The organism is Acinetobacter sp. 5862 (assembly GCF_024494585.1).
Taxonomy (GTDB): Bacteria; Pseudomonadota; Gammaproteobacteria; order Pseudomonadales; family Moraxellaceae; genus Acinetobacter.
The window spans coordinates 1-22517 of sequence record NZ_JANHGP010000055.1; the positions used below are offsets into that span (position 1 = coordinate 1).

Consider the following 22517-nt stretch of genomic DNA (forward strand, 5'->3'; position numbering starts at 1 on the left):
CTTCATTGATGACTTTATTCTCGATAAAAATCATCTCCTACCACAGAGAATCTATAAATAATAGTGCGTAAGTCCTACTTGTAAAGTGTAATAACGCAATTTAATTGCCTCAGCACGTTCAACCTGCCCACGTTCATTCGGTACACTCAGGCATCCCTCTTCCCCCAAACAAGTCGCTTGAGAAAACTCCAAAATCTCAGGGTTCACCATCACCGCTGGATCCATTTCAGGAGCATCTGGATACCGAGGATTGGCACGAGAAGCAACGATGATCACTCGCTTAGAGATATACACTTGTGGTGCTGCTATCCCTACACCATTACGTTCAAGCATAGTGGCATGCATCGCAGAAGCCAGTTGCAATAGCCACTCGCTATTAAACTCCCCCTCAGCAACCGCAGTCGCTTTAATTTTTAAAATCTCTTCACCTCGTTGCGCTACAGGTAAAATTACATTCATCCCACGACCTAATTATTTTTGATCAATACTCACACACATCGTATTCGATATTTATTCACGCTTCTATAATTTTCATTTGAGAATCTTGTCATAGTATATGCACGATAAAAATAACGTATGGCAAATCACAATGAACGCAACCCAGCTTTTTCTTGGTGTGATCTTTAGCTCAATTGGCTTAGGCTATTTTATGTATGGCAAAAAGCAAAAAATGACTGTGCCTTTAGTTTGCGGTTTAGTTCTGATGATTTATCCTTATTTTATCGAAAGTACGACTTTATTAAGTGTCATCGGTGTGGTTATCTCAATATTGCCCTATTTTCTACGCTTCTAAAATAAAAAAACTCCCCTTACGGAGAGTTCTTTTATCGCATCTAAATTAAAGGTTTTTCTTTAATTCATCCTCAACAATTTCAATCTCAAGCTGGCTAAACTTGCGAATCTCGCCCTCTGCATGCTTTTCAAGCATTCCACCGATCAAAGGTACTTTCACCTTTACCGTCCAGGTCAGAGTAATGTCTACTTGGTTACTGTTACCTGTTACCTTACGTTCAGCTTTTGCTTCTAAAGGTAAGTTTGCGCCTAGCTCTACAGTTGAGGTTAAATTTTTTAAATCAGTAATATCAGAACGTTTTAAACGGAATGCATTTTTTAATAATTTTTTAGCCACATCCGGGATATTCACATCAAGATTATATTCACGACGTAAGGTATAAATATCACCTTTTACAGCAGATTCAATAATTTCTAAGTTCTCACCTGGAATACGCTTACATACTGCTTCATGCAATGAAGTCATAGCAACTAATCTTGAAAAATCTTCAATTGAAACGCCATGAATTGTTTCATTTACCGTAAATTGATGTGCCATTTTTTAAATTTCCGTTTAGTTTTAATTAAGGTTTCATCATCGCAGCAAATTATATCATTCTCATTTCAATCACAAAATCTGAACATGTAAAAATTAATGACTGCCCGGATTAATAATTTTTATTGTAATGATGTCTTATACCTAATTTTACCGTTACTCGCTCCGTTCGGCTGATATAGAGATAGTGATTGCCATATTCGATGACTGCATAAAACTGCTCAGCGCCATCATCTAATCCTGTAGCAGACCATGTCGCCCCTTGTGGAAACTCATCTAGCCATTCAGCTTTATAAAAATCTGAAACTGAGTCAAATGCGAGATAACGCTCTGGATCAGCCATAATTTTTGCTGCGACTTGATCAAATTTTTGTTGTTTGAATGCTTCTAAACTGAGTAACACGGATGTTCCTATGCCGATAAATATGAAGAAAAATTACAAAAATACAGAGATTCTCTTAGACCCATATTTTGCTGAGGGATTTCCTATATTTCTAGATTATATTCAGCGTTATCATAGGTTTTAGATGATCGTCCCATTTGCTAGAATAGGTTCAATGTGTTATCAACTGCTTATACTTTTATCTTTTACAACGATAAACTATAAGGAGTAAATATGTCTTACCAAAATATTTTAGTCGCTGTGGATGATTCTCCTATCTCCTATGCAGCGGTTGAACACGCCCTTTCCTTAGCTAAATTATCAGGGGCAAAAGTGACCATTCTGAGTGTGGTTGCAGTTGACCCTTTTGTTGGCGTGGATTTTTATCAGGTTGTGCCAGCAATTACCGATCATTTTATGCAGGCTGAAGCGCATGCTAAAACCCAACTACAAGATATTGCTCAATCTTTCATTCGCGATGGAATTGAGGTTCAAACCAAAATTCAGCATGGTGCAGCGAGTGAAGGCATTATTTTTATAGCTGATGAAATTGGCGCAGACCTTATTATTATGGGTTCACATGGTCGTACAGGCGTAAAACGCTTATTACTGGGTAGTGTAGCGCGTGCTGTTTTAACGGAATCACATATTCCTGTGCTGATTGTCAAACAATAAACTGAGACAAAATGCAAAGCCTTGTGTGATCGCACAAGGCTTTTTTATTCCCGAAAGCTTTGCCATGTCTCAAAAGCATGTGCGCAATAAAGCTTCAACTTAGAAAACTGAGGAATAATCGCTTCACTCTGTGTCGGTCTTAAAAACACAAAATCATCGACCTGAATATCACAATCATTGGGTACATTGACCAACTCCTGATTACTACTTCGCCCATAGAATGCATGTGGATGCGCTTGTTTTGGATAGACATAATTCGCCAGCCAATAGCCGCCATAAATAAACAGTGCCTTATACTTATGTGGCAATTTATCGAGTAAAGACATTGATGGCAGCTGGGTAAAAGGTAAAACTTTTAAGACTGGCGATGCAATCCATAAAGCAGGCTGTAAAGCCTTTAAAAAATCACTGTCAAAATCACTTGGTTTTAAGAGCATTGAACCAAAAGACAAATCATTGCAGACACTTTCAGTGGTATGAAAGCTAAAGGTTGGACTACCACCGCCATTAAAACACAGCGCATCACTCCACAGCGATGGAAACTGCTGTTTAATTAGCTTTTGGTAATCGGCATAGGTCTGCTGTGAGCTTTGATAAGCCAATTCAGGTTTTTTAATGATGGCTGGAATTTTAGTGACATGTGCATCATAGCCCATCAAACCAGAAAGCTTTAAATACTGCGGATACTGTTGAATCAACTTTAATATTTCGACCATTTGTGCTTCCGATTGCACGCCACCACGATGCAAACCAACATCAATCTCAATATTCACATGCAAAGATAGAGCATAGAGCTGAGCAATCTCAAGATACTGTTGTAAGCGTTGTTTGGTATCAATCAGCCACTGAATGTTGGCATTTGACCACTCCGCATGCTGATCAAAAAATTGATGGACTGCTTGAGCGGGCATTGGTTTACCCAACAAAATATTGGCTTCGGCAAAATTTTCTAAGATCGAAACAATATGCGGGTGATGAAATACCATAAAGCATTGCGTATTCAGTTGTTCAGATAGCAACTTAAGTAATTCTAGGCTTGCTAATGATTTCACTACCAAGCGTGCTTTTAAATGTGGTGCATGTGACAAACGCAGTTGTACATGTTGGATATTTTGTTTTAACGCAGCCGCATCTACAATAAGTTGCGGGGTCGCAATCCCCTGTTTTTTTAGGTCAAGATTGAGTTGTTTAAAATAATGCTCCAACATGCACATGTCCTTATTGTGTTAGTTTTTCCCTAAAAACAGCTTTTCCAGATAGGGATTTAAAAACTTAGCTTCTGGATCAAGCTGCTGACGCAAAGCCATAAAATCATCCCACTTTGGATATACAGCCCGAAGCTGTGTGCTGGTCATATGATGCATTTTACCCCAATGCGGACGCCCTCGATATTTCTGCAAAATCGGCTCAACCACATCAAAAATCAACTTCGGATCTTGCTTATGATATTGATGTACTGATATCGAAATCGAGTCCTGCTGATAAAAAGGACTGAGCCAAATATCATCACCTTTCACAAAGCGAAATTCGAGCGGAAAAAAGGTGGCGACTTTATACGTTCTTAAAGCATGTAATACTTCATCCAAACACTCAATTCCACGATCAACGGGAATCTGATACTCCATTTCATTGAACTTGGTATTACGCGGTGTTGGAAATATCTTGCTCGACCAATCGACATAGGTGGTTGGTTTGACAAAGATGCCTAATAGTTTCTGTAAATAAGGATTTAGTGACGGAAAGTTTTTGGTCAACTCAGAGCATAATGTCAGTAAGGTATCATCCGATGGGAAATTTTCCTTACGTGGCAAAATCTCCTCATCGGTTTCATCCAGCGTTTTCAACATCAACTGTTTTTCATAGCAAAAGATAAAGCATTCAATATGTCGATGCTGATGCTTCCATTGGTGAATGTTTTGCATCATGTCCTCGACTAGACAAAGTTGAATATGCTCTTTCAGCTTATAGCGAGGTCGGTTCTGCATAGTGATCTTGGTTAAGATTCCCAAGCTACCCAAAGAAACCCGCCCTGCGGCAAAGATTTCAGAGTTCTCTGTGCGACTGCATTTTAGGATTTCACCAGATGCCGTCAATAACTCAAAAGCTTCAACATAGGCTGAAATACAATGTAAATCTGCACCTGTGCCATGTGTGCCTGTAGAAACTGCACCCGCCAGACTTTGCTGATCAATATCTCCTTGATTCATCAAAGCCTGATTGATGGATTGCTGCTGTAAATGCTGATCTAAATCGTATAAACGTGTACCCGCATAAATATTGCTCTGACAGTGTTCTACATCGAAAGATGCAACACCTGAAATTCGATCTAAAGATACTAAGGTCGCATCGGTACACACCAACGGCGTAAAGGAATGCCCTGCACCCACGACTCTTATTTTTTGCTGTTCATAAACAATCGACTGTAATTCTTGAATATTGACTGGTTGTAAAATCTGTTGTGGCTTGGCTTTTTGAAAGCCTGACCAGTTTGTCCAAATGCCTTGTGTTAAATCACTCATACTGCCTCTCCTTGGCTAACGGCAGTTTTTAAATTGCCATGATTGCTGCGTTTTGCGAGTTCGTTTTCTGGAATCGGCTGTGGTCGTGTCATTTCATCGTAATGACGTTTATTTTTTTCTAACAACAATTGTTTTGCCAAATCTTTGAATTTGCTCTGACAAGCTGCCAATGTCCATTGACCAAATAAGGTATGCCCACCCTCATAAGCTTGTTGTTGGTATTCTTCATAGGTCGTGACATAACCCATATAATCATTGCAATACGATGCCAACCAAACGCTTTCAATCGAAGCCTGTACGGCAAGCATCTGTTTAACCGTATCAACCACACGATGCCCTGCGATGGTGGTAAATTCGCCTGGACAGCAAATCAAAGCCAATTGACCTAATCTCACAATCTGTAAGGGAACCACGCTCGGGACTAAAGGACTATGCTGAATCGCGCCTGCCTTGACCTGTCGGTTCATCTCTGCAATGAGAGGATCAAGAATACTCGGTGGAAAACCAATCGGCTGACCTAAAATCTTTTTAGTACCTGCTTCCAGTAAGATCTGTTTTGGTCCTTGAGAGGCATAGAGTTGCTGATAGTCTGCAAAATCAGCTGCTTTTGAATGCTTGGTTTTCTGTTTGCGAAATTGATCGGCTAAAAACTGCATCCCTTTAATTAAAACTTTTGGCGCACCTAAACCATCGACAGGTGTTCCTGCAAAAAATGCGGTGCCATGACAAGGCTGACTGGTTTTTGCATGCTTTTGCCCAGCTGCAAACTCATCGGGAATCTCAATATTACTCAGATCAACATAGGACAAAACAGCATCGATCTTGCCTTCAACTTTATGTAAATTTTTAGGAATATTGGACTGTAAAGCCGTCAAAGCCAGCTCACTTTGATAACGACCATTTTGTTGTGCGTATTGATATTCCTGCTCGCCTTTAATCTTATTGCGAATCTTCAGCTGATCTTTGCCATGAAAATGCGGTGATACGTCCCCTGCAGTTGCTTGAGCAAAAATCGTGACTGGATTTTGAATCCCTTGCTCAATTAAAGCCTGCTCAGAGAATACGGCTGCATAGCCTTTATTATCGCCATCATAGGCGTTTAAAGAATTTCCCAAACAGGTTGCATGGACACCAAATAATGAAATAAACGACTGTAGTTGTTGCTCACGATAGAAACCGATCAACTGCATTTCTCTGTTCAAGGCTAAATGCGTTTCAGCTTCGGTACGTGGCTGAACTTCTGGATTCCGATTATAGGCTTTGATTGAACGATTCCATGCGACAGGTGTCTGTTCTGGAAAATCCTGCGTCCCTAAAAAAATCTCGGTGTCTTGTTCAGATGCAATCGCATTTTGAATACTCAGTACAATCGCCTCAACAATGGCAGTTAAATGTTCAGGCACAAAACCAGGGGTTGGCATATTGTATAAAGCTTCATAGCCACAACCACCAGGTCCTGAGTGAGTATGGGTTGCCATGAGGACTAATTGATTTTCATCAAATTGTGAATCAAGGATTTGTGTGAGTCGCTCAACTGTTTGGCTACGCATGGCATGGGTAATACAGCCTAAATCCAGACAGCAAATGATGAGCCGATGCTGCTGATCAACAATACTAAAGCTACGTGCAAATAAAGCTGTGCGCTGTTCATAGGCCCGATGTGACCATTGTCCATAACCAAACATGGCATAGCCTTTCGGTGTAATTTTGATTTGTTGTTTATCCCAACCCACCTGATACATCACGACTTCCTTTCGATTCTTTTTCTAACTGTGTTAAAGCATGTTGAAAGTTAATCAAAATTATGCGATACGCAACAGGGTTAAAGAGACTTTTCTTTGGGGGGCAAAACGGACTTATGCTTATACGTAGCAGCGATAAAAATGATCAACAGCAATTTATTCCACCCACCATTCTGGCGAGCCTGATCCATTATGCAGAGCAGCAACAGTGGGATTATGCTGCATGGTTTCAGAATTCAGGTTTAGACATTGCACAAATACAGCAAACCCAAGCTGTGGTCCGTTTTAGCCAACTCTGTGATGTGGTTGGGCAAGCCATGACCACCTATCAACAACCTAACCTAGGTTTAAAGCTTGGCAGTAGCGAAGGTCTGATTTCGATGGGGATTTTGGGCTTTGCCATGCAATCCTGTAAAACCGTTGCAGATGCTCTAGATATTGCACTGCGCTACCATCGTATTTCGGGCAGTGTACTCAATATCGACTTTAAAATTCAGGGTGATGTTTGTGAATTGGAAGTGACTGAATCTCATCCATGTTTAGACCTCAAAGCCTTTTTCTATGATGAATTATTTAGCAGCATCATCACTTGTTTAAATGCAATGCTAGGTGATCATGATGATGTGATGAGCCTTGAGCTCAGCTATTTAGCAAGCGAATATCAACAGCAATATAATGATATCTTTGGCTGCCCAATTCAATTTAACCGTGACAGGAATATCATGCGTTTTAGCACTAGCCTGTTGCAGCGCAGCTTAAAAAATTACAGCCCTGCCAATTATGCAACTGCTATCCAAATCTGTGAACAAGCCTTAAAAGAAATCGACAGGCTCAATCAGGTCGGCTATGTACATTTACTTGACCACTTGATTGAACAGCATTTACCTGAACGTTTTGAAATGCAGCAAGCTGCGGAACATTTACGCATCAGCGAACGCCATTTAAGACGGCAATTATTATTAGAAGGCTTGAGTTTTCAACAAATCCGACAAAATGTCTTGGAGCGTAAAGCCAAACAATTACTGGAAAAGAACCTATCCATGAGTGAGATTAGCCTGCAACTGGGTTTTAGCGAATTACGTGAATTCCGACGTGCCTTTAAACGCTGGACAGGGCAAGCGCCTTCGGTTTATAAACAAGAGATCATTTTACTTGATGCCTAAGAATCAAACGGTCTAGAAATTTCCAAGCGCAGATAAAAGAGAACCGGAAATGCCTTTTCTTGTAATTTTAAATTCTCGCAAATATTCACTACCGCGCTCGGCGGCATGTATGCTGACTATACGGTTTATCTAAAAAAGTATCATCAATACTAACAATAAGTTTATTATTATCAATATGTTGAATTGCTTATTGATATAGGTCGTGAGGTGTGTAGTCTTCACGCTCTAGAAAGCGATTTACACTATCATGCGAGATGTTATAAGTCTCGGCAAGTTGTGTGCAGCTAATAGAGTTCGGTTCTGTCATGAGAAAGCCCATATAAATGGGTAGAGTACAAGTTGCCGTAGAAGCATGTTTAATTCGTCTGATCACAGATACTTTATAAAGCATTTTAATACTTTTTTGAATCTGTCAATGCGTAAGTCCTATATTTATATTTTTTATCGATATAAACACTTTGTTTTTATTATTCTGCAATCAGAAAAATTTATTAAAAGTCATTAATTTTAATTATTAAAGCTATTAAATATATAAAGAAATGAATTGGATTCATTTAGAATCGACAACTTCTTATGGTGTGCAATACAACTCGCGATATTCAGAAAATAAACGCTCTATCTGAGAATAATTATGCAGCAATCTGATCCAATAAAAGCTCTGGACTCTATTCCTTTTTGGCAAGCCTTTTTATTTTGGTTGAAATTAGGCTTCATTAGTTTTGGGGGACCAGCAGGTCAAATTGCAGTGATGCACCAAGAACTGGTCGAACAGAAACGTTGGATTTCTGAAAAAAGATTCTTACATGCACTCAACTATTGCATGCTTTTACCTGGCCCTGAAGCACAACAACTCGCCATTTATATTGGTTGGTTGATGCATCGAACCGCAGGTGGCTTAGTTGCAGGCATTCTATTTGTGCTGCCTTCTTTATTTATTCTAATTGCCTTGTCATGGATTTATGTACAGTTTGGTGATGTGCCAATTATTGCTGGATTATTTTATGGCATCAAACCTGCAGTCACGGCGATTGTGTTTCATGCAACCTATCGAATTGGCAGTCGCTCACTCAAAAACAATTTCTTATATTTGATTGCCGCTGCTGCTTTTATCGCGATCTTTTTCTTCAATATTCCCTTTCCATTGATTGTATTGAGTGCCGCAATACTGGGCTATTTACTGAGTAAAAAGCAACCACACTTATTTGCAACTCAAAGCACCCATCAAGGCAAGCAAAAACATTATGGCTCAGCCCTCATTGACGATGATACGCCTCCTCCTGCACATGCTATTTTCCGTTGGACTCAACTGACTAAAATCCTCGTTATCGCAGCATTGTTATGGTGTATCCCAATGATCAGTTTAACCTTAAGCTTAGGATGGCAACATGCTTATACCCAAATGGCATGGTTCTTTACCAAGGCTGCATTACTGACATTTGGTGGAGCTTATGCCGTATTACCTTATGTGTATCAAGGTGCGGTGAATCATTATTCATGGCTCAGTCCAACCCAAATGATTGATGGACTGGCATTGGGTGAAAGTACTCCAGGCCCACTGATTATGGTGGTTGCATTCGTTGGATTTGTAGGGGGCTTTAATCATGCCTTGTTAGGTGCAGATCATTTATTCTTGGCGGGTGCATTTGGTGCTGTCATTGTTACATGGTTTACTTTTTTATTTTCCTTTGTATTCATTCTCGCAGGTGCTCCGATTATTGAATCCACTCATAATGAACTTAAATTTACTGCACCACTTACGGCAATTACCGCTGCTGTCGTGGGGGTTATTCTCAATCTGGCACTCTTCTTTAGTTATCATGTGTTGTGGCCACAGGGTTTCGATCACGCTTTTAATTATGAAGCGGCAATCGTCACAATCGCTGCGATGATTGCGCTGTTTAAATTCCAAATCAATGTGCTTTATGTGATTTTCGCTTCTGCACTTTTTGGTTTAGTTCTATACCTATTTGTATAAAAATTTGCACTAGCGTTGATGCACAAATCAACTCTAGTCAGCCCAATCTATTGAATATGATAAATTTCCACTATTAAAAGATGTTGATCATGTCAATGATGAGGAAGTACAGAAATTTCTGGCTTTATTACAGCGCTATTTACAAATACCAGATTTCATGGGTGAGCTGCTCAATCTCAGATTTATCATGACTGACATATAACATTGGAATGCCTAATTCCTGTTTGACGCTTTGAAAAAAAGGAATGATCTCTGCTTTATGTGCTGCATCCAATGCAGAAAGTGGCTCATCTAATAATAATAATTGTGGTGAGTACAGTAAGGCACGACCAAGAGCAACACGTTGTTTTTCCCCTCCTGAGAGCTTAATCGGCATCCTTTCAGTTAAATGCTCCAATTTAAGCAATTCAACAATATAGTCGAGTTCAAACTGTCGCTGCTCGGGGCGAATATGTTTGAAGCCAAACAGTAGATTCTGCATTACATTTTTATGAGGAAATAACTGTGCATCCTGAAATACCAAACCAATCCGACGCTGTTGTGTACTCAGGTTAATGTTCTGTGCCCGATCAAACCATGTTTGATTCTGTATTTTAATCCAACCTGATTGAGGTTTAATCAACCCAGCAATACTATGCAAAATCGTGGTTTTTCCTGAACCTGAAGCTCCAAATAAACCAATCACAGACTGATCGGATTGAAAGCGTTGATCTAGAGAAAATTGTCCTTGGGTAAGTTGGATATGACAATCAATCATGCTTAACGACCACGTTTATTTTTCTGATAACGATTGAACCATTGCGCAAACCATAGTGCAAAGAAAGCTACGGATAAGGATAAGATTATTAAACGCCAAACTGCTGCTTCAGTATCAGGTTGCTGCATCAAACTATACATGGCTAAAGGCAAAGTACGAGTTTCACTGGCAATATTCCCCACGAAGGTAATCGTTGCGCCAAACTCACCTAAACTTCGGCAAAAACATAAAATACTTCCCACCAAAATTCCGCTACTTGCAAGTGGCAAAGTTACCTGCATAAACGTGCCGAATGCAGAAGCCCCTAAAGTTTTTGCAGCCATTTCTAAACGCTGATCCACCAGTTCAAACGCCAATCGAATTGATTGTACGAGTAAAGGAAAGCCCATTACCGCAGATGCCAATACCGCCCCTTTCCAATTAAACGCAAACTCCAATCCTAGTGGTGCTAGATATTGTCCTATGATGCCTCGATTGCCAAAAATTTGAAGTAACAAATAACCAGGTACAACTGGTGGTAACACTAAAGGTAAGAAAACCAGTGTTTCAAATAGTGATTTACCCCAGAACTCTTTCCTAGCTAAAATCCAAGCAATCAAAATTGCTGGAATTAAACTCACAATCAGACATGTTGCTGCCACTTTAGATGACAGTAGCAACACCTCAAGTTCTTCAGGAGTCAGAATCATCATTTAATTACTTAAGTACGCTAAAACCATATTTTTTAAATACTTTTGTTGCCTGACTGCTTTGTAAAAACTTATAGAATTTCATTGACTCTGTATTCTTCTTTACTAAACCTATTGGATAAATAATAGGTTGATGGGTATTTTCTGGAAATGTTCCAATGATGACGACATTTTTGCTGATCGCTGCATCAGTAGCGTAAACAATTCCTAACTGACATTCACCACGTGCCACAAAGTTTAAGGCAGCACGTACATCCTCTGTCTCCACTAGGCGAGTTGAAACCTTATCCCACCAGCCGATCGAGATCAAAGCCTGCTTTGCATATTTCCCAACAGGTACACTCTTGGTATCACCTGTACACCATTTACCTTGAGCAACCCTAGTGAAATCAAAACTTTTATCTATTTTTAATTTGATTGGACGAGCTTTGAGAGCAATCACTACCAAACGATTACCCAATAAATTCACGCGATCACTTGCTGAAACAAGCTGCTTATTCTGTAAATAATCCATCCATTGCACATCGGCCGAAATAAATACATCAGCTGGCGCACCTGCTTCAATCTGCTTAGCTAGCGTTGAAGAACCCGCATAAGAAGTCTTTACTTCAACTTTATTTTTTTGTTCGTAGATTGCATCTAATTCATTCACCGCATTGGTCAAACTTGCTGCGGCATAGACAGTTACAGACTCATTTGCAAAAACATTGCTACTAGAAAATACGCTACAACCAAAGATAGTACATAAAACACGGATCGCTTTCATGTTGATCGACATACCTCTCTTCCCTCAGAAATCGCTATATTTTTAAAAACATATTGAAAGATAAAAATATGCTCAAAATAACAGAGATTAGGGCTTTGCTATTTTTAATGATGCTATGAGTCAAAATAAAATCTCACAGCATGATGAAATTCAATTTCACCTAATGTGAGTTCATCCCAGTTTGGTGCAAAAATTAAAAACAGCTCAATTTAGTGCAATCCAAATTATGAAACCTTTTCCGCTTTTGCAAAGGTCGCATTTTAAAGATTCTGATTTTATTGAAATCAGAACGATAAAATATACTTCATACTTAAAAATATATTCTCAGAAATATAGCGATAAGCAAAAGATTTCACTCCAAAAATACAAAAAATATCGTGAAATATGTTTCAAGAAGGAAACAAACGAAAAATACTTTGTATCTCTTCCAAGAGCCTGAGCATAGATATTTTTCAACCAGCATAAAGCAATGGCTATGCCAAAAAATTGGATGATTAATGTAACTCACACAAAAGCTGTGGCAATGTCATTCAACCAACGCTGAGCTGTAATTGTTACGGTCAAAAATTAGATGCACGTTTGATGTCACCTGTTTCTTTCACTGAAAATATTTCATAGTCTATATTCAAGTTTTAGCCATTTATTTGAGTGCCCATGCTACTTAATTTAAAAGCTCTCAATCCAATACGATTAAAAAGAATTGCAGTATTCACAAGAACTTTACAACCGAAAAACTATATTCAAATTTTTAAGCGTGAAAGCTTATGCGCTACGGTTTAATTTTAGGTGATCAACTCTCGGAAGAAATCGCCACATTAAAACGACTTGATAAACATGAAGATGTGATTTTAATGGCAGAACTGGTTGAAGAAACCACTTACGTAAAACATCATCCTCAGAAAATTGCACTCATTTTTAGTGCAATGCGACATTTTGCCAAACATCTTAAACAACAAGGATGGACTGTTCGTTATCAAGTTTTTGACCGTTCAAAAACAACAAACAATTTTCTTCAATTTCTTAAGTCTCAATTAGATAAACAAGAGGCAAAAGGTTTAGTCATAACCGCATGTGGAGAATACCGCTTACAATATCAAATGGAAAATAGTTGGGAAAAAGAACTTAACATTCCCATACAAATCCTTATAGACGATCGTTTTTTCTCTTCGATTCAAGCTTTTAAACAATGGAGTTCAACTGCCAAAGTCCTACGGATGGAGTTTTTCTACCGAAAGTTAAGACAGCAAACAGGCTATTTGATGCAGGCGGATAAACCAATTGGAGGAAAATGGAATTTTGATAGTGATAATCGTCAAAAGTGGAATGGAACCCCCGCTATCCCTCCTACTTTAGATTTTACTCATGACCAAATTGATTTAGATGTGATCGCTTTAGTTAAAGCAGAGTTTCAAGATCATATTGGTCAAATTGATCATTTCAACTGGGCAACTACACGTCAACAGGCTCTTCAAGCCCTTGATTATTTTATCCGACATCAATTAGTCCATTTTGGTCAATATCAAGATGCTATGGTCAACCAACAAGATTATATGTTCCATAGCCTCCTTTCTCCCTACCTAAACTGTGGATTGCTGTCACCCAAAGAAGTTTGTGATGCTGCTGAATCAGCTTATTACAATAACCAAATTCCGTTGAACGCTGCTGAGGGTTTTATTCGACAAATACTAGGTTGGCGTGAATTTATTCGCGGCATTTATTGGCTGTATATGCCAAATTATCGTGATCTCAATAAATTAAATGCTGAAAGAGACTTGCCTAGCTATTTTTGGACTGCTGAAACAAAAATGCAATGTATGCATGAATGTTTAAGAAACTCTTTGGAAAATGCTTATGCTCACCATATTCAACGCTTGATGGTGATTGGTAATTTCACATTACTGAATGGCATCTCACCCAAGCAAGTCAATGAATGGTATTTGAGCGTGTATGCTGATGCATTTGAATGGGTACAACTTCCAAATACTCATGGAATGGTTTTATTTGCAGATGCTGGTCTTGTTGCAAGTAAACCTTATGCAGCATCAGGTAATTACATTCATAAAATGTCCAATTACTGTCAGCACTGCCATTACAATGTAAAAACCAAAACTGATCATGATAGTTGCCCATTCAACAGTTTATATTGGGACTTTCTACATCGAAATCGAGTCTTTTTTAGTTCAAATCCGCGGATGACAATGATGTATAAGCAATGGGATAAATTAGAATTATCTGAACAAAATCGTATTTTAAAACGTGCCTCCCACCTTCAAAATCAAATCGAAGAACTCTAAAAATGCATAAAAAAATACATTTACCCGAGAAAGTTTGTCTAAATTGCCACCTCACATTTTCTTGGCGTAAAAAATGGGAAAGATGTTGGAATGAAGTTCAATATTGCTCTAAAAAATGCAAATCACAAGCTAAAATTAATAGTAAAAATCAGGTATCAAACTGAGATACCTGATTAAATTTTAAGAACTTATGGTGTTCGATGAGGAGTTTTGATGAGCTTAGATAAGTCGTAACCTTGTTGTTTCGCTGTTTCAAGGTATGAATTATAAGTAGCGTCATCAATTGTTGGTGTCTTAGAAAGAAGCCATAAATATTTCGTCGATGGCCCACCTACCAATGCAACTTTATATTCAGGATCTACGCGTAAAACCCAATAATCGCCTTTCGTAAATGGCAGCCAACGTAAACCTTTAGGTAAGAAACTAACTTTCAATTTACTATTCCCACTATTAGCAGGATAAGCCACACCTTCTGAACTATCCATTTGCCCTGTTTTAGTTCTACAGCTATTTAAGACCCCGATGGTTTTATCAGGATTAAGCGTATACACAGCAGTCGTATCACTAAGACAGTGTCGTTGAAAATACATTGGCAAATGAGCGATCTCGTACCATTTTCCAGCATATTGATTCACATCAATTTTATCGACAGCAGAGGGTTTTTCAGCATTTGCTTGGATTGGTATTACAGCAGCAGTCATTGCAGCAGACAATATTGCCATGCCAAATAAAGTTTTAGCTTTCATTTTATCCTCTTGATTTTATCAAAATTGACTAAACAATTTATAGAGATAAAACCGTGAATAAAATGTGAGATTTACTCTTTATTACATTAAAAAACAATTATTTAACAACATAAATATTCAGTAAAAATACAGAAATTTAATTTTCTAATATGCATCGATTGCGCCGAGATAAAAATTCATATTATTTCATTTAAACAGTCTGAGACATTTCTTGGTAGGTTTTTGGTAGGTAGGAAAAATTTTTAAGCCTTGCATACTGAGCCTACAGTGATGAGATCACTGAATAACAAACAATGGAATATGGAAGAAGGAATCGCTCCATGGCTTTTAAAAATATTGCAGATCAAACTAACGGTTTTTACATCCCTTGTGTATCTCTTTTTGGACCAGGCTGTGCAAAAGAAATCGGTGCGAAAGCACAGAATCTTGGTGCAAAAAAAGCACTGATCGTAACTGATCAAGGCTTATTTAAATTTGGTGTTGCAGACACCATTGCACAATATTTAAAAGATGCAGGCGTTGACAGCCACATTTTTCCAGGCGCAGAACCAAATCCAACTGACATCAATGTACATCATGGTGTACAAGCCTATAACGACAATAGCTGTGATTTTATTGTCTCTTTAGGTGGTGGCTCATCACACGATTGTGCAAAAGGGATTGGACTCGTCACGGCTGGCGGTGGTCATATCCGTGACTATGAAGGTATTGATAAAAGTACAGTACCAATGACCCCACTTATTGCGATTAATACGACTGCGGGTACTGCATCAGAAATGACTCGTTTCTGTATTATTACCAATACCGATACCCACGTAAAAATGGCAATTGTTGACTGGCGCTGCACTCCATTAATTGCAATCGATGACCCTAAACTCATGGTTGCAAAGCCAGCAGGTTTAACCGCTGCAACGGGAATGGATGCACTTACACATGCAGTTGAAGCTTATGTATCGACTGCAGCAAACCCAATCACCGATGCCTGTGCAGAAAAAGCCATTACCATGATTAGCCAATGGCTACGCCCTGCGGTTGCAAATGGTGAAAATATTGAAGCACGTGATGCAATGAGCTATGCACAATACCTCGCAGGTATGGCATTCAACAATGCATCTCTAGGTTATGTCCATGCCATGGCTCATCAATTAGGCGGATTCTATAATCTCCCACATGGTGTATGTAATGCGGTATTGCTCCCTCATGTATGTGAGTTCAATCTAATTTCTTGCCAAGACCGTTATGCAAAAATTGCTGAACTTATGGGTGTAAATACTGAAGGGCTTACAGAAACTGAAGCGGCTTTTGCAGCCATTGACGCCATTCGGGAATTATCATCTTCAATCGGTATCCCATCAGGTTTAACTGAACTTGGTGTGAAAACTGAAGATCTTGCAATTATGGCTGAAAATGCTCAAAAAGATGCCTGTATGCTGACTAACCCTCGCAAAGCAACGCATGCCCAAGTTGTTGAGATTTTTAAAGCAGCATTGTAATCCACGCTTTTCCCGAGAAGTAAGCTGAATCTCTCCGACCGTTAGCTTACTTAATTTTAGGAATACCCCTCAAAAGGTATTCCCTTTTTTATTTCATTGAGCTTGTCAACATCCATAATCGAATTAAATTTCAGCGATCTTGTGAATCATTTTTTCTAAATTAACCGTGTCTTTGATAAGGTCAAACGCTGCTATATTGTTTAAAGGTTATGAACTAAATTAAGCGAATCATATTGTTTTTCAATTTGATTAGATGACATGCCTTTAGACAAATTTTTCTAATGCCAGCTAAATGACATCCCAAAAGATATCACCCTTTGTTATTGAATAATAAAACAAAATTTTATTTTTTAGATCCGCTATAGTTATGACATATCTCTGAATTTGCTCAGCGATTGATGAGCAGGATGATCTAAAGGTAACAATTCAATTAATCTTTCAACGGCATCAATTGCTTCAGGAAAATGAGCTACATGTTTCAGTAATACATCAATTTCTTTGGTTTTAAAAATCATATCGCTGAGACGTGATTCAAGACAATCTCGCCATGCGCATAGGAAAGGACTTTCTGTTTTTGATAAGAAGATACCCTTATACAATTGTAATGCTGAGGCGATATAACCCGAATCAAGTGCCTGTTCCACATATAAAAAATCAGCTTCTACATTTGCAAGTAAGCGATAAGGTCTTGAGCCTAGCATTCCGCCCAAAATATCACGTAACTGTGACATCTCAGCCTTTAACGTTCCAACACTGACTTTACGCTCACCATAAAGCGCTTGATGTAAATTTTCTAAATTTAAACCATTCGGACAGAGCGCTAAAATTGCCAAAATTTCAATTTGACGCGGCGTTAAAACCAAAGATTTATTATTAAAAATCACTTGCGGTGAAGTAAAAGCACGGATATATAAACGCTGACGTTGCTGTTCAATCAGAGCGGTTTGAATAATAGATGCACAACGCTCAGCAGCCAATACACCGAGCGTATTGTGATTTTTCCAAGTTGTGGATAAATCCACAACACCTAACACTTGTTTGGAGTAGGGATCAATCACTGGCGCTGCATAACAAACCCAGTCATGCACTGATTCCATATAATGCTCATTTGAAAACACGCAACTAGATTGTTGAGTCTTTAAAGACAGCGCTAAGGCATTCGTCCCAACCTCTTCTTCTGCCCATTGACCGCCTGCAATAAAATGTACCTTTTCAGCGGCGCTTTGCATCTGCGTGCTCGATGCGGTCCAAATAATCGTACTCCCAACATCTCCAACGGCGATGACCATAGATGATTGTGCCGCAATATGACTGAGATCATTTGAACAAGCCTCTAATGCTAAATCTAAAGTCGTTTTTGCTTTGTTATGTTGTGCCAATAAAGGTGCAGCCAAGCGCTCTTTTGGAATCGCACAAGATGCTGAGCGTTGCCAAGAACTAGCAATACTTTGTCCTAACATTTCAGCACTTTGCGGCGACAAACTATTGTGTCGCTTAAGTTGATCAATTGATGTTCGTTGTTGTAATAGGTCTCGTTTTGTAAACATTTGTGTATCCCTTACTAATGACCACGATTTCCAACCTTTCTCCAACCTTCCCAGTTATATCCTAATCAAATAGCGTACAAAAGTACCTTATACCAAAGCTGTAGATGCTTAACAGATCAATTATAAGCAAAGGAATATATATATGCGTTATGTCGATCCTAATCAACCTGATTCAAAGGTTCAATTCAAAGCTCAATACGAGAACTTTATTGGCGGTCAATGGGTAGCACCTATTAAAGGAGAATACTTCGATAATATCTCTCCTGTCGATGGCAAAGTATTTACAAAAGTACCGCGTTCGTCAGCTGAAGATATCGAACTCGCATTAGATGCAGCACACAAAGCCAAAGCTGAGTGGAATAAAAGCTCTCCGACAGTACGTTCAAATATTTTACTTAAAATCGCTGATAGACTAGAACAAAATCTAGAATATCTTGCCGTTGCAGAAACTTGGGATAATGGTAAGCCTGTTCGAGAAACACTTGCTGCCGATATTCCATTGGCAATTGACCACTTCCGCTATTTTGCTGGTTGTATCCGTGCACAGGAAGGCGGCATTTCAGAAATCGATGAAGATACAATTGCTTACCATTTCCACGAACCTTTAGGTGTCGTTGGACAAATTATTCCATGGAACTTCCCAATTCTCATGGCTGCATGGAAACTTGCTCCTGCACTAGCAGCAGGTAACTGTGTCGTATTAAAACCAGCAGAACAAACACCTGTAAGCATTCTACTTGTTTTAGAATTAATCCAAGATATTCTACCTGCTGGTGTATTAAACGTTGTGAATGGCTATGGTGTCGAAGTAGGCCGTCCACTTGCCACTAATCCTCGTATTGCCAAAATTGCATTTACAGGTTCAACCCAAGTTGGACAGTTGATCATGCAATATGCAACTGAGAATATTATTCCAGTCACTTTAGAACTTGGTGGAAAATCTCCAAATATCTTCTTTGAAGATGTTATGGATCAAGAAGATGATTTTCTTGATAAAGCACTTGAAGGCTTTGCAATGTTCGCACTCAATCAAGGCGAGATTTGTACTTGTCCCTCTCGCGCATTAGTTCAAGAAAGTATTGCGGATAAGTTCTTAGAAAAAGCCATTGAGCGTGTGAAACGTATCAAAGTTGGACATCCACTTGATACTGAAACAATGGTTGGTGCACAAGCTTCGCAAGAACAACAGGAAAAAATCCTACGTTGTATTAACATGGGTCGAGAAGAAGGTGCTGAACTTCTTACGGGTGGTGGTGCTAGACAAGAAGTGGGTGAGGGTTTCTATATCGAACCAACTGTCTTCAAAGGACACAACACGATGCAGATCTTCCAAGAAGAAATTTTTGGACCAGTTCTATCTGTAACAACGTTCAAAGATTTTGATGAAGCCATCAAAATCGCAAATGACACTATCTATGGTTTAGGTGCTGGCGTTTGGGCTCGTTCTGCACATACTTCATACCGCGCTGGTCGAGCAGTTGAAGCAGGACGTGTTTGGACAAACTGTTATCACATCTATCCTGCCCATGCTGCATTTGGTGGTTATAAAAAATCAGGCGTTGGTCGTGAAAACCACAGAATGATGTTAGATCACTATCAACAAACCAAGAATTTATTGGTGAGTTATTCAACTAAACCTGCTGGATTCTTCTAAAACATGACTAGCGATATTTACCTATAAGTGAATATCCTAAATCAAATGAAAAGAGCAAGTACTACGGCACTTGCTCTTTTTTGTCATCTCTATTTGAAGTTCTTTACATTTTATAAACAGCCAAATCGTCATTTCCTAAAGTAAAAAAGAGGAATCTCAACTCAAAGATTTTGAGTAAGGATTCGTCTGTTATGAAAGATTAGCTTATACAGTTAAGCTTTGTTTTTATAAAACATATAGTAGCTTGCATAGCAGGCGATGATAAATAGAACACAGCAGACAAAACCAACTTGCATTGAAGGATCTGCCACCATACTAATACAAGTAATGACACAGAAAGCCCCACCTAAAATTGGTGTCAACGGAAACAACGGCGCAGCAAATTTAAGATCTTTTACCGTTTTTCCAGACTTGATCCATTGTCTACGGAAGTTAAATTGGCTCACGCAAATTGAGATCCAAACCACGACCATGGTAAAAGCAGCAACACCCAATAAATTTTTGAAAATGGTTTCTGGCGCAAATTGTTCAGATAATAAACCAGGAATTGCACCGAACATGGTGACAATAATGGCGATAATTGGCGTGCCTGAACGTGTCAATTTAGCAAAAACTTTAGGGAGTTGATTCTGCGTTGACAATGACCACATCATTCGAGAAGCAGCAAATAAGCCAGAGTTGGCAGCCGATAATAGTGCAGTAATAATCACGAAACGAATAATATCTTCCGCATATGGAATACCGATGTAATTAAATACAGTTACAAACGGACTATTACTTACGCCACTCGCGTTAAGTCCAGCCATTTCATAAGGTAAAAGTGCACAAATCACTACGATCGTACCCACAAAGAAAATCAACAACCGCCAAATCGCAGCATTAATTGCTTTCGGTACCGTTTTCGCAGGTTCTTCAGCTTCCCCTGCGGCAACCCCAATCAGTTCTGTACCAGAGAATGCAAAATTAACGATCAGCATTGTGGCAAAAATTGGGTAAATACCATTTGGGAACCAACCATGCTCGGTCAATTTACTAAACAGCGGTGCTGACTCATGACCATGATAGGAGATCAAGCCAAAAATAGCGGCCAGACCCAATGCAATAAAACAGATAATGGTGAGAACTTTAACCAAAGATAGCCAAAATTCCGACTCAGCAAATAACCGAGTGGAACTCACATTCAGCGTAAAGACCAGTGCTGCAAATAATAAGGTCCATGTCCACATGGATATGGAAGGAAACCACTCCTGCATGAGTAAAGCTGCAGCTGTGAATTCAGTACCTAATGTTGCAGTCCACGTCAACCAATACAACCATGTGATCATATAGCCCGTGCCTGGTCCAATATAGGTTCTGGCATATTCACCAAATGAACCCGAAACTGGCATGTGTACTGCCAACTCACCTAAACACAGCATCACCATGTAGGCAATGACACCACCAAGCAGGTAAGAGAGAATCGCACCAATGGGACCTGCCTGTGAAATCACATCACCTGAGCCTAAAAATAAGCCCGTTCCAATTGCACCACCTAATGAAATCATCACCAAATGACGTTTCGTCATGGCACGTTTTAGCGGCTTACCCACTTCCATATTGTTAATCATACACGATCACTCCAACTATCTTTTTATGACAACCTGTCCTTGCTTTCCACTTCATAAAAATGAATATCCAATGGATATTTTTTCCGATCTTTTGTTTTCTACTGAACATCCATATTCAAACTCCATTTACGCCTATTCCGTATCACATCCATTTTTTAAAAGTCGATGTAGTGTATGCTACCCAATTTCCTTTAAAACCAGTCCAGCTCTCAAGCCCATCTTCACATTTGGATTTGGAAACAAAATCCAAACTTGTTGATTATCGACGACATAATTGCCTACTTGCTGAGTTGCAATCACCTCATCTTTCTGAAAGGTCGAAAAATTAGGCGCATCAGCACTTAATTGCAATTGGAAATCGTCACTCTGCTTTAGAACGGAGTCCACCACCTTAAATTGGCGAATACTTGGCTTCTGTCTACATGGCAAAGCCTGCTCTGAAAGTACCGCACGTAAAACCTGATCGGTACTCGCAAATTCAGCTAAATCATTTTGACCAAACGGCTTTGCTTTGCCTAACTCCAAGGTACTACTCGCCGCTTGACATCGTTCAGCAGTAAAATGAGTAAAGGTTTTTCCAACCGCATTGTGATACACCAAAGCATCCAAATCCGCAGCATTCAAACTTTGAATCAGGAAGTCATCATAGGGCTGTGTTTGATAGGGAAATAATGCAAATACAGGCAGTAATGATGCACGAATTGCAGTGTGCATATCATAATGATAGCGCTGTGCTTCAAACTGACTTTGCTCAAAAAACTCTGAAGTACACTGTTCTAATTGTGCCGCTCGATGCGTTTCATCATCTTGTGCTAACTGCTGATATGCACCACAAAACATTCGGTTCATATCATTTTCGAGATAACGAACACCTTGTCGAATTGCCTTAGGATTACCTAAAACAAAGAGTACACGCACCGCTAATTTTAAATGCTCAGCAAATAGGTCATTAATGATGCGAGACAATAATTCAATCGGTGCTGTTTCATTACCATGAATTCCAGCAGAAAGCACCATGGTTTTTCTATACACTGTTTTAGGTGTACATTGCAGTAACCCTTCACCTAGCCATTTCCATGTAAACTCAACTGTTTCACCCTGCATTTGCTCGGGTTCCTGTTGCGCTAAAGTCAACGCGAGTAGATCAACCATGTACTTTCATCCTTAAAAGCCGTTCTTTA

General features: G+C 39.2%; 20 protein-coding genes and 2 pseudogenes. 8 read left to right on the forward strand and 14 right to left on the reverse strand.

Features of this window, described 5'->3' with window-relative positions; genetic code table 11:
- Positions 1 to 78: 78 nt before the first annotated feature.
- Positions 79 to 459, reverse strand: a pseudogene (locus NO346_RS10595) (peptide deformylase); the annotation flags it as partial.
- Between the two features lie 130 nt (positions 460 to 589).
- On the opposite strand from NO346_RS10595, the gene NO346_RS10600 reads away from it, so the two are divergent.
- Positions 590 to 793: a hypothetical protein gene (locus NO346_RS10600; RefSeq protein ID WP_034602845.1), complete on the forward strand. Its 204-nt coding sequence runs from the start codon at positions 590 to 592 to the stop codon at positions 791 to 793.
- Positions 794 to 838: 45 nt separating this feature from the next.
- Here the strand turns inward: NO346_RS10600 and NO346_RS10605 are convergent, their stop codons facing one another.
- Both NO346_RS10605 and NO346_RS10610 read right to left on the reverse strand, forming a co-directional pair.
- The gene (locus NO346_RS10605; RefSeq protein WP_005161389.1) at positions 839 to 1330 is read right to left on the reverse strand and encodes a DUF2505 family protein; all 492 of its coding nucleotides are present in this window, start codon (positions 1328 to 1330) and stop codon (positions 839 to 841) included.
- Between the two features lie 109 nt (positions 1331 to 1439).
- Complete coding sequence (locus tag NO346_RS10610) at positions 1440 to 1730, reverse strand: hypothetical protein (RefSeq protein ID WP_005161399.1); 291 nt, start codon at positions 1728 to 1730, stop codon at positions 1440 to 1442.
- Positions 1731 to 1943: 213 nt separating this feature from the next.
- On the opposite strand from NO346_RS10610, the gene NO346_RS10615 reads away from it, so the two are divergent.
- Positions 1944 to 2384, forward strand: coding sequence for a universal stress protein (locus NO346_RS10615; RefSeq protein WP_256415142.1), 441 nt, complete (start codon positions 1944 to 1946; stop codon positions 2382 to 2384).
- A 44-nt stretch (positions 2385 to 2428) separates the two neighbouring features.
- On the opposite strand, the gene NO346_RS10620 is transcribed toward NO346_RS10615, so the two are convergent.
- The 3 genes from NO346_RS10620 to NO346_RS10630 are packed head-to-tail and all read right to left on the reverse strand — an operon-like array spanning position 2429 to position 6645.
- Positions 2429 to 3592: an alanine racemase gene (locus NO346_RS10620; RefSeq protein ID WP_256415143.1), complete on the reverse strand. Its 1164-nt coding sequence runs from the start codon at positions 3590 to 3592 to the stop codon at positions 2429 to 2431.
- A gap of 18 nt (positions 3593 to 3610) precedes the next feature.
- Positions 3611 to 4903, reverse strand: coding sequence for a D-arabinono-1,4-lactone oxidase (locus NO346_RS10625; protein ID WP_256415144.1), 1293 nt, complete (start codon positions 4901 to 4903; stop codon positions 3611 to 3613).
- Positions 4900 to 6645 (reverse strand): neutral/alkaline non-lysosomal ceramidase N-terminal domain-containing protein, encoded by a 1746-nt coding sequence (locus tag NO346_RS10630; RefSeq protein ID WP_256415145.1) that lies wholly within the window; start codon positions 6643 to 6645, stop codon positions 4900 to 4902. The genes NO346_RS10625 and NO346_RS10630 overlap by 4 nt, the downstream gene beginning before the upstream one ends.
- A gap of 62 nt (positions 6646 to 6707) precedes the next feature.
- Between NO346_RS10630 and NO346_RS10635 the strand changes: the two genes are divergently transcribed.
- A complete protein-coding gene (locus NO346_RS10635) occupies positions 6708 to 7808 on the forward strand; it encodes an AraC family transcriptional regulator (RefSeq protein WP_256415146.1) in 1101 nt (366 codons plus the stop codon).
- A 109-nt stretch (positions 7809 to 7917) separates the two neighbouring features.
- Here the strand turns inward: NO346_RS10635 and NO346_RS10640 are convergent.
- Positions 7918 to 8181 (reverse strand): annotated as a pseudogene (locus NO346_RS10640) (IS701 family transposase); the annotation flags it as partial.
- Between the two features lie 258 nt (positions 8182 to 8439).
- Between NO346_RS10640 and chrA the strand changes: the two are divergent.
- The gene (gene chrA / locus NO346_RS10645; RefSeq protein ID WP_256415147.1) at positions 8440 to 9783 is read left to right on the forward strand and encodes a chromate efflux transporter; all 1344 of its coding nucleotides are present in this window, start codon (positions 8440 to 8442) and stop codon (positions 9781 to 9783) included.
- A gap of 139 nt (positions 9784 to 9922) precedes the next feature.
- Here the strand turns inward: chrA and NO346_RS10650 are convergent, their stop codons facing one another.
- The 3 genes from NO346_RS10650 to modA are packed head-to-tail and all read right to left on the reverse strand — an operon-like array spanning position 9923 to position 12007.
- A complete protein-coding gene (locus NO346_RS10650; RefSeq protein ID WP_256415148.1) occupies positions 9923 to 10540 on the reverse strand; it encodes an ATP-binding cassette domain-containing protein in 618 nt (205 codons plus the stop codon).
- A 2-nt stretch (positions 10541 to 10542) separates the two neighbouring features.
- Entirely contained in the window at positions 10543 to 11232 is a 690-nt protein-coding gene (gene modB, locus NO346_RS10655) for a molybdate ABC transporter permease subunit (protein WP_005161422.1), read from the reverse strand.
- A gap of 4 nt (positions 11233 to 11236) precedes the next feature.
- On the reverse strand, positions 11237 to 12007 hold the full coding sequence (gene modA, locus NO346_RS10660) for a molybdate ABC transporter substrate-binding protein (RefSeq protein WP_371924557.1): 771 nt from the start codon (positions 12005 to 12007) through the stop codon (positions 11237 to 11239).
- Positions 12008 to 12759: 752 nt separating this feature from the next.
- Here modA and NO346_RS10665 point away from each other — a divergent pair.
- On the forward strand, positions 12760 to 14289 hold the full coding sequence (locus NO346_RS10665; RefSeq protein WP_256415149.1) for a cryptochrome/photolyase family protein: 1530 nt from the start codon (positions 12760 to 12762) through the stop codon (positions 14287 to 14289).
- A gap of 2 nt (positions 14290 to 14291) precedes the next feature.
- Positions 14292 to 14453, forward strand: a complete 162-nt coding sequence (locus tag NO346_RS10670) for a DUF2256 domain-containing protein (protein WP_081399873.1) — start codon at positions 14292 to 14294, stop codon at positions 14451 to 14453.
- Between the two features lie 24 nt (positions 14454 to 14477).
- Here the strand turns inward: NO346_RS10670 and NO346_RS10675 are convergent, their stop codons facing one another.
- Positions 14478 to 15011 (reverse strand): lipocalin family protein, encoded by a 534-nt coding sequence (locus NO346_RS10675; protein ID WP_371924560.1) that lies wholly within the window; start codon positions 15009 to 15011, stop codon positions 14478 to 14480.
- Between the two features lie 344 nt (positions 15012 to 15355).
- Between NO346_RS10675 and NO346_RS10680 the strand changes: the two genes are divergently transcribed.
- Positions 15356 to 16528, forward strand: coding sequence for an iron-containing alcohol dehydrogenase (locus tag NO346_RS10680; RefSeq protein ID WP_256415151.1), 1173 nt, complete (start codon positions 15356 to 15358; stop codon positions 16526 to 16528).
- A gap of 365 nt (positions 16529 to 16893) precedes the next feature.
- Here the strand turns inward: NO346_RS10680 and NO346_RS10685 are convergent, their stop codons facing one another.
- Positions 16894 to 18075 (reverse strand): transcriptional regulator, encoded by a 1182-nt coding sequence (locus NO346_RS10685; protein WP_256415152.1) that lies wholly within the window; start codon positions 18073 to 18075, stop codon positions 16894 to 16896.
- 142 nt (positions 18076 to 18217) lie between these two features.
- Between NO346_RS10685 and NO346_RS10690 the strand changes: the two genes are divergently transcribed.
- Complete coding sequence (locus NO346_RS10690; protein ID WP_256415153.1) at positions 18218 to 19729, forward strand: aldehyde dehydrogenase family protein; 1512 nt, start codon at positions 18218 to 18220, stop codon at positions 19727 to 19729.
- A 212-nt stretch (positions 19730 to 19941) separates the two neighbouring features.
- Here the strand turns inward: NO346_RS10690 and NO346_RS10695 are convergent, their stop codons facing one another.
- Both NO346_RS10695 and astE read right to left on the reverse strand, forming a co-directional pair.
- Complete coding sequence (locus tag NO346_RS10695) at positions 19942 to 21336, reverse strand: amino acid permease (protein ID WP_256415154.1); 1395 nt, start codon at positions 21334 to 21336, stop codon at positions 19942 to 19944.
- A gap of 177 nt (positions 21337 to 21513) precedes the next feature.
- Positions 21514 to 22488 carry a succinylglutamate desuccinylase gene (astE, locus tag NO346_RS10700; protein ID WP_256415155.1) on the reverse strand — a complete coding sequence of 325 codons (975 nt, stop codon included), beginning with the start codon at positions 22486 to 22488 and terminating at the stop codon, positions 21514 to 21516.
- Positions 22489 to 22517 lie beyond the last annotated feature (29 nt).